This window comes from Micromonospora aurantiaca ATCC 27029, from assembly GCF_000145235.1.
Lineage (GTDB): Bacteria > Actinomycetota > Actinomycetes > Mycobacteriales > Micromonosporaceae > Micromonospora > Micromonospora aurantiaca.
In genome coordinates this window covers 2,841,942-2,857,514 of record NC_014391.1, presented here as the reverse complement: position 1 = coordinate 2,857,514, position 15,573 = coordinate 2,841,942, and the positions used below count along the sequence as shown (strand labels likewise).

The following is a 15,573-nucleotide window of genomic DNA, read 5'->3' as shown; positions in this document are numbered from 1 at the left end:
CAGCGGCGCAGCCGGCAGAACGTCAGTTCGAGTGCCTGGAGGCGTACGAATCTCGGGCCTTTGTGCCCGGATGAGGACTGGTCGGCGGCAAGGAGAGACGCCCGCCCGGACTCCGTCGGACCACCGTCCGATGCTCAAGTAAATCCTAGGGGAGGCCATACGATGACCACCGCCGATCAAGCATGGCGACAGGGGGGGAACTGTATGGATTGCGCCCAATTCATGACGTGCAGCACCCTGGGCGTCTGCCTCGGCAATCCTACCGACGCGGCCCGGCTGGATTCCGTCACCCGAGCCGTCGAATACATGACTGAATATCTTTCGGAACCTCAGCGGCTGTCCGACATCGCCCAGGCCGCATTGCTCAGCCCGTTCCACTTCCACCGGGTCTTCCGACACGTCACCTCCACCACGCCCGCGCGGTTCCTGACCGCGCTACGGATGGCTCAGGCCCGGAACCTCCTTGTCAATTCGAACCTGTCGGTGACCGAGGTCTGCATGGCCGTCGGCTACTCCAGTCTCGGCACCTTCATCAGCCAGTTCACCCGGCTGACCGGGATGTCGCCGCGTCGGTTCCGGTCCGCGATGTCCGTCTTCGGCCAGGTACGACTGAGCGAGCTGACCGATCCGGCCGCCGACCGCCACTGCGCCCCGGGCCCGGTCGGCGCCGTAACCGGAGGACCGAGCGGCGGCGGGTGCGCGGTGCTGGCGCTGTACCGGTCGGAAGAGCCCGACGACGTCCCGCTGACCTACGGCGTGCTGGAGACCAACCGTCTCAGCCGCATCCGGCCGCTGGCCGACGGGGCGTACCACGCCGTGGCGCTCGGGTTCGACAAGACCTCGACGCTGTCCGACGTGCTCGGCGACAACGGCCGGCAGGTGGAGTTCGTCGGCACGGGCGGCGCACCCATCGTGGTCCGCGGCGGGCGCACCTTCCGGACCTTCCAGGTCGCGCTGCGGCGACCCCGCCCCATCGATCCTCCGCTGCAGCTCACCTCGTCGGTGCTCGCCCTCGCCCAGCGCAGGCGTCCGCAGCTGCTGGCTACCGGCAGCTGACGACGCAGGACGGCGCGTCCCCGACGAGGGGGTGCCGACACCGCGGCGCCCGACCCGTTAACCGGGTCGGGCGCCGCGACTGTGTCAGGCGGTGAAGGCCGCCAGGGCCGCCCGCAGGTCGACCGGCGGAGCGACGGGAACCGGCCCGGCCGGGGTGGGGCGCAGACAGGCCACCGTCTGCCGGCCCCGGGCCACCTCCCGCCCCGCCCGGAGGAACTCGAAGTGCATGCTCAGCCGGTGGCCCTCCCGGCCGTCGGCGCTCATCCGCACCTCGATCTCCTCCAGGCCGAAGCACTCCTCGTAGTAGTCCATCGCGCACGACACTGTCACCAGCGTCAGCTCACCTCGACGGAGCTGGTCCAGGACGGCCGGTGCGTGGTCGGCGAGGAAGCGCTCCCGGCAGTGCCCCTGCCAGTGCAGGAAGTGGGCGAAGTAGACGTTGCCCACCATGTTGGTCTCGTCCAGGGTGACCACGTGCCGGTAGACGTACCAGCCGGTCATGACGCCACCGGCCGGGTCGCCACCGCCACGGCCACCCGCGTCGCCCCGTCGGCCCACGCCGGCACTGTCACCACGGTGAGGTCTTGGCCGGTCGAGACGAGCAGGCCGTCCGGCTCCGGCTCCCCGTGCGCCAGCACCTGGTCCGGGTCGGCGCCGAGCTTGACCAGCGCCTCGCGGGCGGCCCACAGCCGGGTGGCGGCCACCGCCGGGTCGTCACCGGTCCGCCGGCCGAGCTCCTCGGCGCTCGCCCGCGCGCCGTCGTCCAGCAACCCGGCCGGCGGCCGGTCGGTCACCGGTTCCCAGTCCACCCCGACCGGACGATCGGCCAGCGCGACGAGCACCTGCCCGTCGGCGTAGCTCGCCGAGGCGTACCGGCCCGGCACGTGGAGCGCGCCGGACGGCTGGTGGTCCACGTCCGCCTCGGGCACGGCGAGATGCCGGGCCAGCAGCCGGCGGGCGCCGTCCGCCTCGCGCCGGCCGGGCCCCACCACGAGTTCGACCGCGTCGACCGCACCGGCCTCGATCAGCCGGCGGGTCAGCCACGGGCCCACCAGCTCCGCGCCGAGCCGGCCGCCGGACCTGGCCACCGCGAACTCCCGGTTGTCGCCGACCGCCCGCAGCCGTAGACCCCGCCAACGGGCCACCGGTACGCCGGCGTGCGCGACGTCCACGTCGAAGACGTACTCGTCGGCACTGTGCCGCACCTCCCGGGCCTCGACGGTGAGCCGCCCCCGCAGCGGCCGCCAGACGACCACCTCCGCCGCGCCCACCGGCAGCACCCTGCGGTGCGGCGCGCAGGCGAGCAGCGCGTGGATCGCCGCGTCGTGCCCTCCCGGGCTGCCCAGCAGCAGCTCCTGCCCGAGGAAGGAGGCGAACCAGCGGTCCCGGTCGTCGGCGTCGACGATGGCGCGCACCGCGAACGCCGAGACCGGTCCGGCGTGCGTCAGGCGGCGCATCCGTCCCTCGTGGAAGAGCACCGGGCCGTACCACGGATGTGGGGTGGTGGCCTCCCGCCCGCTGTCCACGGGTGACTCCGGCCGGTGCGCGGCATCGTCCGCCGTGGCGGCGGCCGGCGGTGCCGGCGGGTCGGTGACCGTCCCGGCGAACCGGTCCGTGGCGAAGCCGTCGGTGTCCGCGCGGATCGCCACCGCCACGTCCTCGCCGGTCTCCGCGGCCAGTGCCGCCACCCGGATCCGCCTCGTCCGGCGCTCGGGGACGTCGATCGGCGCGGCGAAGCTCGCGTCGCGGACCGCCCAGCCGGCCCGGCTTCCGGTGGTCAACGCCGCCACCTGCGCCATCGCCTCCAGTCCGAGCACGGCGGGCAGCAGCGGCGCGTCGCCGACCCGGTGCTCCCGCAGGTACGGGTCCGCCCCGACGGACAACACCGCCTCGGTCACCGTGGCGACCTGCCCGACCCGGCCGACCACCGACTCGGCGAAGCGCAGCCGGCCCGGCTCGGGGGTGCCGGGCGCGGGCGCCGGGCTCAGGGTGCCGGACTCGGGGAAGGCAGCAGTGCAGAGCACTGTCACCGGAGCGGTCGGATCGGTGAGGATCCGCCACAGCGCCGCGACGCCGTCGTCGGGTGCGATCCCGGCCACCCCCCGGCGGCGCAGCGAGTCGAGCACGTCGAGCCGCACCCCCATGCCGATCCCGGACCAGACCGACCACTCGACGAGGTGCACCCGGGTCTCCGGGTGATCGCCGGCCCACCGTTCCACGTCGTGCCGCAGCCACTCGTTACCGATGCAGTAGGCGGCCTGCCCAGCGAGCCCCTGCCGGCCGATGATGGAACCGAACGCAAGCACCAGCCGCAGGTCCGGTCCGACCGCGTCGAGCACCGACCGGAGTCCGGTCACCTTCCCGCCCAGGTGCTCGCGGAGGTCCCCGGCAGTGACGTCGGTCAGCTGGGCCGGCCGGTTGATCCCCGCCCCGTGCACCACCGCCCGGACCGGACCCAGCCGGCCGGCGCCGAGCACCTCCCGTACCGCGTCGGGATCGGTCAGGTCGACCCGCTCGTAGCGCAACCGGTCGTCGCCGAGGACCGTGCGTAGCCGGCGCAGCGCCTCCCCGGTCTCGGCGTCCTCGGCGGGACGCCGGCCGAGGACCACCAGCCGGCATCCGGTCCGCTCGGCGACGGCCGCCGCGGCGAAGGCGGTGATTCCGGTGGCGCCACCGGTGACGACGCAGACGTCGCCGGGCCCCAGCGGCACCTCCCGGGTCTCCTCGGCGGGCCGGTGCACGGAGGTCACCAGCCGCTGGACGCCGCCGGGCCCGGCCCGCAGCTCCGCGTACCCGGCCGGCACCGCCAGCCCGGCCAGCAGGCCCACGTCCCCGTCCGCGGACACGTCGAGCACCGTCACGGCGCAGCCGGAGATCTCCGCCGCCACCGACCGGCCCACGGCGGCGGCGGCCGGGTGGTCGTCGTGCACGATCGCCAGCCGGGCCGGCCGCTGCCCGGCGATGCGGGCCAGCAGCGCGGCCACCTGCTCCGGGCCGTCGTCCGGGCCGAGCGCGACGGCGAGACCGTGCGACGTCGCCGTCCCGTCGGGTACGGCGGGGAAGACCGTGTGCAGGGGATGTCCGGCCGGCGCCTCGACCCGCCACCGCACGGAGCCGGCGGCCGGCGGCCCGGACAGCGGTCCCCGCAGCGGAACCCAGTCGTGCCGGAACAGCCGCACCCACGGCGCGAGGCCCTGCGCCGGCGCCTCGTCGTCGCCGGCGGCGGGCAGTTGCGCGAGCACCTCGGCCGCCTCGGCGACTGTCGCGTCGGCCAGTGACAGGGGCGCGGCCGGGGGTTGCCGGCCCAGGGCCGCGGCGACCGCGGCGACGGTGCGGGCCACCTGCAGCGAGTTCAGGTGCAGGTCGCCGAGCAGCCGGCTGGCCGGGGTGATGCCCGCCACCGGCAGTTCCAGCTCGGCGGCGAGGTGGGCGCGCAACCGGCCGAGCGGGTCGTCGGGACGGGGAGCGGACCCGGCCGGGTCTACCGACCCGGCCGGGTCCGCCTCGGGCGGGGTCGGCGCCGGTCGAGCGGAGGCGGTCCTCACCACCGCTGCTGCGACACTCGACGGCTGCTCGACCCGGCCCGGAGGGGAGTCGCGCTCCGCGTCGGCGGACGCGGAGCGCGACCCCGGCAGCCCGGCGCGAGAGATGCCGGCTCCGCACGGGCTGCTGAGGAACGTCATGGCCGCCCCGGGCCGGAGCGGACGGTAGGGCCGCCCGTCGTACCAGGCGGCGAGGTCGCCCGCGCCGGCGACCACGACCGCGGCGGTGGCGAGGGCGAGCGAGCGCGGCGGACCGCCGCAGTCCAGGCTGACCGCCGGTACCGGCAGGAACCGGGTGACCAGCCGCGACAGCACGGTCCCCGGGCCCGCCTCGACCAGCAGGTCGCACCGCTGGCCGAGGTCGCGGGCGGCGGCGGCGAAGCGCACCGGGGCGATGAGCTGACGGGTGAGCAGTGCCGCCAGGTCGTCGACCGTCCGCACGTCCGCACCCGTCACGGTGGACGTCACGGACCGCGCCGGCGGGGCGAACTCGACAGTGTTCAGCTCGGCGGCCCACGCCGGCAGCGCGGGTTCCATCGCAGGGCTGTGGAAGGCGTGCGACACCGGCAACCGGATCGCCTCGACCTCGCTGTCGCGCAGCGCCGCCGCCAGCCGGGTGAGGTTCTCGTCGGCCCCGGCGAGCACCGTACGGTCGGGGGCGTTGAGCGCCGCGACCACGAGTCCGTGCTCGTCCGCCAGCCGGATCGCCCGCGTCTCGTCGACGGAGAGGCTCACCATCCCGGTGCCCGGCACACCACTGTGCTCCATCACCCGTCCGCGGGCGGCAGCCAGCGCGACGAGCCGGCCCGGGTCCAGCGCACCGGCCCAGGCGAGGGCGGTCAGCTCGCCGAGGCTGTGCCCGACTGCGCCGACCGGGGCGCAGCCCAGCCGGTCCAGCCAGGCGAGCCCGAGCAGCGACTGCCACACGACAGCCGGCTGTGCGGCCTCGGTGCCGGTGGCGCCGGTGGCCGCCGGCCCCTCGGGCAGGTCGCCGAGCAGCCGGGCCAGCGGGCCGGCGTCGTACCGCACCGGTGCTCCCTGGCCGGGCAGGAGCAGGCCCACCCGGGCGGGCGGTCCGCCACCCAACGCCACCCCCGCCGCCTCGTCCACCACGACGCGCCCGTCCCAGGTGGCGAGCAGGCCCGTCGCCGCGCGGACCGCCGCCGACAGCTCGTCGGCGTCCCCGGCGACCAGGGCACAGCGGATCCCGGCCGTGCCGCCGGCACCGGCGGCGAGCGTCGCCGCCACGTCGCCGACCTCGGCGTCGCTGAGCGTCGCGCCCCAGCTGCCCAGCAGGTCGAGCCGTTCGGCCAGCTCCGCCGTGGTGGCCGCCTCGATCAGCAGGATCTCCGGTCGTACCGGACGGCGGGACCAGGACCGCACCGAGGGCGGGAGGCGACGGCGACCCACGGCGGCGGGATCGGCGTTCTCCACCACCACGTGGCTGTTGATCCCGCCGAAGCCCATCGCGGACACCCCGGCGGCCAGCCGCCCGCCCGGCCACGGTTCCGGCTCGTCGAGCACCCGCAGGGTGGCGTCCGGCGCACGCAGCAGAGGATGCGGCGTCTCGCAGCCGGTGGTCGGCGGAAGGACCCGGTGGTACGCGGCCAGGACCGTCTTGATCAGTGCGGCCGCTCCGGCGGCCGCCTTCGTGTGCCCGATGTTCGCCTTCACCGAGCCGAGCGCCGCCGCCCCGGGCGCGTGCCGCCGGATCCCGGCCAGCGTCTCCAGCTCGACCCGGTCGCCGACGGCGGTTCCGGTGCCGTGCCCCTCGATCAGGGCGATCTGCTCCGGCGCCAGTCCGGCCATCCGGTACGCGCGCCGCAGCGCCAGCGCCTGTCCCCCGGCGTCGGGGCGGGTCAGGCCCCCGGACCCGTCGGAGGACGTCGCCCATCCGGTCAGCCGCGCGTAGACTCGCAGGCCGCGCCGTTCCGCCTCGTCGGCGCGCATCAGGGCGACGATCCCGCACCCCTCCCCGGGCAGGAACCCGGTGGGCCGCTCGTCGTACACCCGCATCTCGCCGTCGGCGAGCGCGCCGAGGCGGGCGAAGCCGATCATCTCCAGCGGGTCCAGAGACAGGTCGACGCCTCCGGCGAGGGCGAAGTTCAGCTCGCCGGAGAGCAGCGCGTTGGCGGCTGTGACGACGGCCAGCAGACTCGACGCGCAGGCGCCGTCCACCGTGTACCCGGTGCCGTGGAAGTCGAAGTGGTTGCAGATCCGGCCGGCGATGGTGTTGCTCAGGGCCCCGGCCAGCGATTCGTCGCCCGGCTCGGGGAACGCCGCCGCGATGCCGCGCCGGGCCTGGTCGACCACCTGCGCGGCGACGGCGGGGTCCACTCCGGTCTGCCGCAGCGCCGCCTCGACCGAGCGGCGTACGAACGGCCAGTGCAGCCGTACCAGGCCGGCCCGGGTGAACTCGCCGGTGAGCGAGTTGCCGAGGATCACGCCGACCCGGTCGGCGTCCAGGCCGGCGCCCGAGGGGAAGCCGGCGTCGGACAGGGCGGCCGCCGCCGTCTCCAGTGCCAGCCAGTGCGTGTGGTCGGCCGCCCGCCAGCTCGACCCGGACACGCGGAAGGCTTCACGGTCGAAGTGCCAGTCGCGCAGCAGCCCGGCCCGGCGGACGTACGTGGACTCCGGCGCGTGCGGCGCGCCGAGCCGGTGCTCGGGGTCCAGGCGCGTGGCCGGGATGGCCCGGAACGCGCGGCGGCGGGCCAGCACCGACCGCCACAGCTGTGCCGGGTCGTCGGCATCCGGGTAGCGGCAGGCCAGGCCGACGACCGCGATCTGCCGTTCGCCCGGCCTCATGCCGCCTCCCGCAGCCGGACCCGCCGGGCCCGGGCCGGCCGGCGACGGCCGATCAGGAGCAGACCCGCGCGCAGGGCGCAGGTGATGACCAGTGCGAGGAACAGCCCGTACGACACGTGCGCGAGCACCAGCAGTCCGTAGACCGCCGCGGTGCACAGCCCGAACGCCCACTGGTTGGCGCGGGCACGGGGGGTCGTCCCCGGGTCGGTGATCATGTAGTTGGTGAAGAGGATGAAGGCCAGACCGGTCATCGGCAGCAGCGCGGCGACGAAGTCGTGGTCGAAGAGGAGGGCACGCAGCAGCGCCTGCGCGACGAACCCGGTCAGCCAGCCGAGGATGAGCGGCATCTTCCCGGTGAGCTTGCCGTTGAGCAGCGTGCCGGCCATCAGGACACCGAGCGGCAGCAGCCAGTCCAGCGCACCGGAGACCCCGGCGGTGAACTGGTAGGGCGGCGCGATGCTGACCCACGGGAAGAGCACGAGGGTCAGCGCGATGCCCGCGTTGGACGGGTTGAGCACGTGCCGGGCACGGCCGTCGATCCGGATCCGCAGGACGTGGCGGGAGCCCACAGCGGCCGCGACGGCGAACAGGTACGGCCAGGGTGAGGAGTTGCCGTACAACAGCATGGCGCAGGCCAGCGCGCCGATGTGCGTGGGCAGGAGATGGTCCACCAGCCGCCGGAAGCCACCGGCGAAGGCGGGCGCGCGGCCCTCGGCCCGGGCGGCGAGCGTCTCCAGTGTCAGGTCGAGGGCGTAGCCCAGCAGGAGGGTCAGCACCGGCGTCACCGGGGCCTGCTCGAACCCGAGGAAGAGGTGACCGAGCACCGTGAGGATCGTGATGGACAGGGCGAAGCGGCGCAGGGCCGTCAGGCGGAGGTCTCTCGCGGCAGCGGACGTCACAGCGGTCACCGTTTCCGTCGGTGGATGGTCGGGTTGGAGGGCCGTCGCGCCGGCCGGCGCGCTGAGGGGAACAGCAGCCGGCCGGCGCGACGGGGCTCAGATGGTGACGGACGTGCCGTCGAACCGGGTCAGGGTCAACGAGTGGTCCTCGTTGAACCAGGACTTCTGGCGCCGCAGGATCTCGATGGCCAGCGCCTCACCGAGCCGGCTGGACGCCGAGTAGTCACTGCGGTAGTGGACGCCGGCGATGTTGCGGCCGACGGCGATGTTCGCGGCGAGCTTGTTCAACTCGCCGCCGACGGTGAGCTGCCCGGCGTCCGCGCCCTCGTACGGCACCAGCGCGGTGCCGGTCGCGTCCGCCTGGACCGGGTCGGCCAGCGGGGCCGTCTCGTCGAACCACGCCTTCAGCACAGTCGCGGTGGCGGCCGCCACTGTGGCGTGACCGGCCGTGTACGAGGGGTGGGTCGGTGCCCCCTCCGGGTACGCCTGCGGGAGCAGGTGGCTCTGGTTGCGGTCGAAGACGCGCTGCACCGCCTCGGACTCCAACAGTTCCCGGTCGAGGAAGTCGTACCGGTGCAGACCGGTCAGGTGGGCGTGGACCCGCCCGCCGACCGCCTCCGGCCGCAGCCTGCGGTGCACGTACCACTTCTGCCACCAGGCGGTCCGTAGCGCGCGGGCGGCGACCGAGGTGATCAGGTCGAACAGGTGCGGCATGCCGAAGGTCGCGAAGCCGTCCTGGTTCGAGGACCAGTGGTACGGCAGGTTCGCGTCCAGCGGCGCCCGCTCCCGCAGCAGGATCAGCCCGGCGTTCAGGAAGGGCTGGAACGGGCTGGCATCCGCGTCGAAGTGGACGTAGTGGCTCAGGTCGCGGGGCGTACGCAGGTACCGGGTCTCGGTCCGGTTCCGGTCGCCGGGGGCCAGTCCCCGGGACAACCCCCGCTGCACCGCGAGCCAGGTGGGGAACGTGGTGACGTAGTCCCGCCCCGGCTGCACGGTGTCCTGCCGCTGGGAGTAGTGATGGGTGCCGAACTGCACGTCGCGCAGGAGGAACTGCGAGATGTACGGCCCGATCCGGTCCTGCGGGGTGTCACCGCGGAAGAGCGTGCGGGTGGTCACCACCCCGCCTTCCTTCGGGCCGCGGAAGTCCGACATCCGGGACAGGTCGGCGGCGGCCGACGCGACCAGCGGATCGGTGTCGAACTGGTCGAACGGCACGTCCCGGGTCAGCGCCATCCAGTAGAGCTCGGCCATGTCGCCGGAGTTCTCCGGGCTGTCGAGCCGGGGCGCCGGCGGCGCGGTGAAGGAGGTGGCGTCGATGCCGTCGGCGTTCGCCGCCAGCCCGCCCTGGGGATTGGTCAGCTTGCGGGCACCGGCCGGGTCCAGCGGGATCGACTCGAAGTCCGCCGGGTCGGCGCTGTTGACCGCCCGCAGCAGCCGCCGGTACGCCTCCGGGTCCACCTCGCCCGTGTCGTCGTGCGGCAGCCCCTTGCTGTAGCAGGCGACGTATCCCGGGTAGATGTTCTCCTCTCCGTTGTTGACGTGCTCGGTCGGATCCGGGCCGGCGATGCGGCCGCCGGTCACCGGCGGCTGCCGTCGCGAACTTCCTGACGAGGTACTCACTGCACACACCTTTCTGCTGCGGCTTCGGACGAACAGCCGCCGGCGGACACGTCAGTCCGCGACCGGGGTGCCGGTCGCCGGGGCACCATCGAGCGGGATCCGCACGCCGTTGGCGTTGACCCGGAAGCGCGGGGCGGCGGCCGACATGTGCCAGTGCAGCCACTTCCAGCCCTCGGCCGTGCGGATGGCCACGGCCGAGGCGCGCAGCGGCTGGTGCTCGAAGGTGCCGTCGGTTCGGGCGATGACGACGTCGCCGTCCTCGCGGGTCAGACCGATGGTGGAACTGGCCAGCACCTGGCTCACCGAGACCGACTTGTTCTGCGTCTCGCCGTCGGCCGGGAACAGCGTGTCGAGGTACTCACGCATGGCGGCCTTCTCGGTGATGGTCACCGCGTGTCCCTCGGCGGAGGTGAGTTCGTAGGTGGTGAATTCCTCGGCCAGGCTGTCGACGATGGCATCCGCGTTCTTCTCCGCGAAGGCGGTCTGGAGGTCGTTGAGAAGCTGCCGGACCTCGATCTCGGCCTGCGGGTCGGGCCGGAAGACACCGGCTCCGCCACCCGCGGCGTCGGCGAAGACACCGCCGAGGAAGTCGCCGAGCTGGCGGCCGAAGTTCTGTACCTCTGTCATTTCTGCGCCATTCCTCTCTGGATGTTCTCGGGACGGATACCGCCCGCCCGTGAACAGTGGGAAACAATCGGTCCGGTGCGACCGTTCTCGTGCGGCGATCGGTACGTCTGTTGTAGATCGCGCGGGTGGTGGGGAACTTCTTCCGCCTTGCGGTGCGCCGGGACCGGCGCCCGGGCGGGCCGGCCGGTCAGTCCCCGGCGGACGGGCCGGGACGGTGCCGGTCCCGGACGGCCTGCACCTCGGCCCGCAACTGCACGATCTGCCCGCGCAGGTCGGCGATGACCAGCTGGGCGCTCTCCCGGACGCCGGCCACCTCGTCCCGCGTCTCCTGGCGGACCCGGGCGAGCTCGGACCGGTGTTCCTGGAGCAGGCGCTGACGGTCGTCACGGGCCTCGTCGAGGGTGCGCTGCCAGCGCTCCAGCAGCTCGTTTCGCTCCATGATGATCGCGGCCTGGGCCTGTTCGTGGGCCGTGGACAGGGCCTGCTCGACGACGAGGGCCTCGTCCCGTGCCGCCTCGGCGAGACGTGCCTCCTCGCGGCTGCGTTCGACCCGGGCGATGTGCCGGGTGCCCAGGTAGGTCAGGATCGCGGTGCAGACGGCGGCGATCGGTGTCCCCACGGACTGCCAGTCCACCGGTCACCTCCCTCGCGCCACGCTCGACAGGCCCGTGGCCTCCGCGCGGGCGACGATCCGCAGGCAGTTCATCGCCAGCCAGGCGAGGGCCAGCTCGGTGAGCCAGACGGAGGACCGCCAGTCGGCGAGCATCGACTCGACCGCGGCGAACACCCACCAGGCGGCCGCCGCGGCCACGATCCGCCGCTGATGCCGGCGTAGTCGGCCGAACAGATTCATGACCTGCGCGGCGAGCAGGAGGGTGGCGAGGCCCGGGGCGAGCACACGGAACACCTCCCGCAGTCGCTGTGGCATCGCCCCGAGTTCTGCGATCACCAGCCCGGGTTCGGCCCAGAGCACGGCGGCCTGCACGGCGACGGCGACGGCCAGCACCAGGCCACCGGGCAGCCGGCGGAGGTGGTCACCACCCCGGGCGGTCCGTGGTTCGCGCTCCGGTGCGAAGCGGCGGCGGTCTCGGACGTGTGAGGTGGGCATCGGTGCCTACCACGATCCGTGGTCATCGGAACTCGACCGCCCGGACGGGCACGGCAGGGTTGCATACATGGTGGATCCCTCTCTCTGGCTGCGTTGTCACGCGTACGGCCGGATCTCCCACCTCCCGACGGACTCCGCCTCCCGGACCCCGACCACCTCTCGCGCGCTCAGGTCGACCGACGCCTGGCCGAGTCGTACCGGCCGGTCGGTCGCCGACCAGAAGAAGAACGTGTAGAGGCGGTGGCCCCGGCGCGGGTGGCCCGCGCCGATCGCCGCCCGGGAGATCCTCGGCACCACGACCCATCGGCTCGCCTCGGCGAGCGGGCCGAGCCGGCCGGCCGCACGGAGCAGGTCGAGCGCCTCGGCCCGCTCGGACCGGGTCAGTGGCGGACGGGCCCGGGCCCGTCCGGTGACCGCCGTGAGGCGGCCGGACGGCAGGTCGAGGAAGAACTCCAGCAGCAGGTCCGAGTCGTAGTCGTAGAGCCGGATCCGGGCCGTGCCGGCGTGCCGCCGGGACGTCCGGAACCACGAACGGGCCGGCGCCGGCACCACCTCCACGTCGAGCAGGTGGTGCCGGACGCCGGCCAGTCTGGTCCGGGCCGCCGGGTGGGCGTACAGCAGACGCACCAGGCGGGTCTTGAGCCGGTCGGCGGCGGCGAGCAGGTCCTGTTGGTCCCGCTCACTCGTCCGTACGCCCGCGAGCAGATGCCGGGCGCAACGGCCGAGACGTGCCGAACCGGTCATGGGCTTCCTCCGTCATCGGGGGGTGGGTTCCTCCTTTCTATGCGTCGGCGTGCCGGGGCGACTTCTCGCGGATTGCCCTACCTGATCAAGGGCGGGACGCCGCCGCGAGCACCGCCACGACCAGGTCGGTGTCGTTGCCGGCGGGCACCGGGCGCAGGTCGAGCAACAGGTGTCCGTCCCGCAGCTCGCCCACCACGGCCGGGTCTCCCACGCGCAACCGGCCGGCGAGCCGCTGGTCGACCGCCACCGCGAAGCTGTGCAGCCGGGTGCTGGCGCCGCTGAGCACCGTGACGTGGGACTCGACCAACTCGGCGGGGACTCCCCCGGCCCGCAGGGCGCCGACGAGCGACTCGCCCCGGGCCCGCAGGTCGTCGGGGGCGGCCCGGACGGCGGCGAGCGTCGGTGTGCCGCCGTGGGCGACCGTCGCACGGAGCGCGGCCAGGGCCAGTTTGTCCGCCTGCATCGCCCGGGCGAGCGGATGTCGCCGCACCTGTTCGATCACCGCCCGGTCGCCGAGCAGCAGCCCGGTCTGCGGACCGCCCAGCAACTTGTCGCCGCCGGCGGTGACCAGCGTGGCGCCCTGCCGCAGGGCGGTCTCCGCGTCCGGCTCACCGGGCAGCGCGGGCTCGGGACGCAGGAGGCCGGAGCTGATGTCCGCGATCACCGGGACGTGCAGGCCGGCCAGGGCCGCCACGTCCGGCCGGTCCGCCGGGGCGTCCGTGGCGGAGCGGCCCGGCACCAGGGTGAGCACGCACCCGGTGCCGGACCACACCGCCTGCCGGTAGTCCTCCAGCACCGCACCGTCCGCCGTACCGACCGGGCAGAGCCGGGCACCGGTCGAGGTGAGCAGTTCGGGCAGGCGGAAGCCGTCCCGGATCTCGTACAGCTCCCGCCGGCTGATCACCAGTTCCCGGCCGGGCGCGAGCACCGTCGCGGCGAGCACCAGCGCGGCCGGGTTGCTGTTGACCACGTAGGCCGCCGCGGCCGTCGGCACCGCGGCGAGCAGGGCGGCGACCGTCTCCCGGCCGCGCCGCCCCCGCTGCCCGTTGTGCAGGTCGTACTCCAGGTCGGTGCAGCCGGAGGCCACCGCCACCGCGCGCCGGGCCGAACCGGAGAGGACGGCCCGGCCGAGGCCGGGGTGCACCAGGACGCTCGTCGCGTTGATGACGTGGCGGGGCGTGTCCCCCGCGGCCGGCGGCCCGCACGGCAGCGGGTCCTGGTTCCGTTCGCCGGGTGGGCGGGCGGCGGCGGTCCGCGGCGGGTCGAGGAGGGCCGGTGTCGCGACGGGCCGGCTCGTCCGGGCCCTCATCGCGTTGTCACCCGGCCGTCGTCGTGCATCACCAGTTCGTGCCGGCCCGGCGCCAGCCGCACCTCCGCCGTCCGCACCCCGCCGGCCGTACGCCAGGACAGCGTGAACGGGGCTTCCCGGTCGACGGCGAAGAAGAGTTCCGTGCTGGAGGCGCCGGCGTGACCGTTGCTGGGGTAGAGCTGAGCGCGAAGGGCCGGCCGGCCCTCGCCGGGCCGGACGACCACCGAGGCGCCGAGCGCGGGAGTGGGCTGCCGTCCGTCCGCGCCGGCGCGCAGCAGGACCAGCGTGGCCCGGCCGACCGACCGGGACCGGTTCATCAGCAGCCGGCTGTCCTGCCACTGGTTCGCCACCAGCGCGTCCGGGCGGCCGTCCGCGTCCACGTCTCCGACGGCGATGCCACGGCTGACGTCGAGGTGACCGAGACCGCTCCGGGCGGCCACGTCGACGTACCGTCCGTCGGGCCCCCGCGTCCAGAGCACGTTCGCCTGGTGGCCCGACACGTCGTCGCCCGGGCCGAAGTGTGGCCAGGCCCACGGGTGCTGGAGCACCTGGTCGTTGGCCATCGCGAGTTCCTGGAGTTCGGGCCAGCGCCACCGGTCCCCGGCCATGAATCCGGTCGCCTGGAACAACTCGTCGGTGCCGTCGCCGTCGAAGTCGACGGCCTTGACGTCCCAGCCCCAGCCGCTGCGGGACAGGCCCAGGGGTTCACTGCGGTCCCGGTACGGCAGCCGGCCGTCGAGCAGGTCGGAGCCCTTACCGGTCGGGGTGAAGGCGAAGTTGCTCTCCTGCAGCCCCCAGGGTGTCGTGATGTTGCTGACCACGATGGTCGGCAGGTCGGCGCCGTCCGGGTAGGTGTAGGCCACGCCCATGCCCTTGAACGAGTCCCGGCCCAGCACCTTCGACTTCGGCGTCGACGCGGTCCGCTCGCCCCGGACCGGGCGCAGGTCGAGCCGCCCCGGCCGGGAGTGGTTCACCAGGAGGTGGTCCGGGCCGAAGTCGTTGGCGAGGTACACCTCGGGCCGCAGGTCCCCGGTCAGGTCCTGCATCCCGATGGCGAGCGTCCAGGAACGGGCGACCCGGTCGGGCACTCCGGTGGACGCGTCGAGCCAGGCCGGCGCCGTGTCGGGGGCACCGGGGCGGGAGAGGAAGGCCCGGTTCGTGCCGCCGTTGCCGGCGTCCGCCATGCCCGCCTGCATCCGCATCCGCCCGTCCCCGGCGGCCTCCGGATCGAGCACCCGGGCACCGTCCGGGAAGTAGTTGCCGACCAGGATGTCGGCCGCGCCGTCACCGTCCAGGTCGCCCACCGCGAGCGCGGTGGTGTTCCACACCTGCGGCGGCTGGACCAGTTCCACCGGGCGCCATCCCTCGGCGACCCGCAGGAACTGCACCGGGGAACGGCCCCAGTAGTAGACGACGAGATCGCTGTCGCCGTCCGCGTCGAGGTCCGCCGGGACGCAGCCCATCGGTGCGACGCGGTCGATCGGGCCCGGCGGCGCGACGAGCGACGCCGGCGAGTAACGCTCCCCGGTGCCTGGTGCCGGGAAGACCCGCACCGAGTCGTCCCGCGGATCGACGAGGCACACGTCGTCCTGGCGCCGGTTGCCGTCGGCGTCGAGGAGCGCGACCGCGGCGCCCACCGCGGAGATCCAGGACCGGATGCCCGACAGCTCGGGCGCGACGTCACGAACGCTCCTGGCCCCGGCAGGGGCGGTGTTCAGCGGGCGTACGTCGAAAGCGAAGCGGGCGGCCAGCACGGCGGCCTCGCGAGGGCTCGGCGACGGCCGGACGGTGAGCACGCCGAGGACGGCGACCAGCACGATCACCAGTGCTCCGGGCAGCATGCGACGCGGTGACAAGGACATG

11 protein-coding genes are annotated in these 15,573 nt (G+C 74.3%); 1 reads left to right on the top strand and 10 read right to left on the bottom strand.

Features of this window, described 5'->3' with window-relative positions; genetic code table 11:
* Positions 1-162: 162 nt before the first annotated feature.
* Complete coding sequence (locus MICAU_RS12555; RefSeq protein WP_013285684.1) at positions 163-1,056, top strand: helix-turn-helix domain-containing protein; 894 nt, start codon at positions 163-165, stop codon at positions 1,054-1,056.
* Between the two features lie 84 nt (positions 1,057-1,140).
* Here the strand turns inward: MICAU_RS12555 and MICAU_RS12550 are convergent, their stop codons facing one another.
* From MICAU_RS12550 to MICAU_RS12505, 10 genes are all read right to left on the bottom strand, one after another.
* The gene (locus MICAU_RS12550; protein ID WP_013285683.1) at positions 1,141-1,557 is read right to left on the bottom strand and encodes an acyl-CoA thioesterase; all 417 of its coding nucleotides are present in this window, start codon (positions 1,555-1,557) and stop codon (positions 1,141-1,143) included.
* Positions 1,554-7,403: a type I polyketide synthase gene (locus MICAU_RS12545; RefSeq protein ID WP_013285682.1), complete on the bottom strand. Its 5,850-nt coding sequence runs from the start codon at positions 7,401-7,403 to the stop codon at positions 1,554-1,556. Before MICAU_RS12545 ends, MICAU_RS12550 begins: the two co-directional genes overlap by 4 nt.
* Positions 7,400-8,302, bottom strand: coding sequence for a hypothetical protein (locus MICAU_RS12540; RefSeq protein ID WP_013285681.1), 903 nt, complete (start codon positions 8,300-8,302; stop codon positions 7,400-7,402). The genes MICAU_RS12545 and MICAU_RS12540 overlap by 4 nt, the downstream gene beginning before the upstream one ends.
* Before the next feature lie 96 nt (positions 8,303-8,398).
* Positions 8,399-9,922 carry a phosphatase PAP2 family protein gene (locus MICAU_RS12535; protein ID WP_013285680.1) on the bottom strand — a complete coding sequence of 508 codons (1,524 nt, stop codon included), beginning with the start codon at positions 9,920-9,922 and terminating at the stop codon, positions 8,399-8,401.
* A 51-nt stretch (positions 9,923-9,973) separates the two neighbouring features.
* Positions 9,974-10,549 (bottom strand): nuclear transport factor 2 family protein, encoded by a 576-nt coding sequence (locus MICAU_RS12530; RefSeq protein ID WP_013285679.1) that lies wholly within the window; start codon positions 10,547-10,549, stop codon positions 9,974-9,976.
* Between the two features lie 187 nt (positions 10,550-10,736).
* Entirely contained in the window at positions 10,737-11,183 is a 447-nt protein-coding gene (locus tag MICAU_RS12525) for a hypothetical protein (protein WP_013285678.1), read from the bottom strand.
* A 3-nt stretch (positions 11,184-11,186) separates the two neighbouring features.
* A complete protein-coding gene (locus MICAU_RS12520) occupies positions 11,187-11,657 on the bottom strand; it encodes a hypothetical protein (RefSeq protein ID WP_141722500.1) in 471 nt (156 codons plus the stop codon).
* Between the two features lie 96 nt (positions 11,658-11,753).
* Positions 11,754-12,401 carry a hypothetical protein gene (locus MICAU_RS12515; RefSeq protein WP_013285676.1) on the bottom strand — a complete coding sequence of 216 codons (648 nt, stop codon included), beginning with the start codon at positions 12,399-12,401 and terminating at the stop codon, positions 11,754-11,756.
* Positions 12,402-12,486: 85 nt separating this feature from the next.
* Positions 12,487-13,710 carry an aminotransferase class V-fold PLP-dependent enzyme gene (locus MICAU_RS12510; RefSeq protein ID WP_013285675.1) on the bottom strand — a complete coding sequence of 408 codons (1,224 nt, stop codon included), beginning with the start codon at positions 13,708-13,710 and terminating at the stop codon, positions 12,487-12,489.
* Positions 13,707-15,572, bottom strand: a complete 1,866-nt coding sequence (locus MICAU_RS12505) for an FG-GAP repeat domain-containing protein (RefSeq protein WP_013285674.1) — start codon at positions 15,570-15,572, stop codon at positions 13,707-13,709. The genes MICAU_RS12510 and MICAU_RS12505 overlap by 4 nt, the downstream gene beginning before the upstream one ends.
* Between the last annotated feature and the right edge of the window lies 1 nt (position 15,573).